The following is a 248-nucleotide window of genomic DNA, read 5'->3' as shown; positions in this document are numbered from 1 at the left end:
TCGCCCCCTATCAGCTGCTGGGCGGGGGCCCGAGCCCGAGGCGCGGCCGGCCCTGGCGGACGACGGGCAGGCGATCGGGCCCCAAGGCCACCACGGGGAGGCCGCCGCCCCGGCGCCGCGGATCGTGGTGCCGGTGGATCCGCGCGACCCCGTCGCCCGCCGGGAGCGGGAGTCCCTCGAGGTGGTGCTGCAGCATCCGACCCTGCTCTCCGCGGAGCAGTGGACCGCGCTGTACGCCGCCCGCTTCA

General features: G+C 78.2%; 1 pseudogene. It reads left to right on the top strand.

The window, feature by feature from the left end:
- Nucleotides 1-248: pseudogene (locus SJ20_RS09075) on the top strand (DNA primase); the annotation flags it as partial.

Source organism: Micrococcus sp. MS-ASIII-49, from assembly GCF_000946635.1.
GTDB lineage: Bacteria > Actinomycetota > Actinomycetes > Actinomycetales > Micrococcaceae > Micrococcus > Micrococcus luteus.
This window is presented reverse-complemented; position numbering and strand designations above follow the sequence as displayed.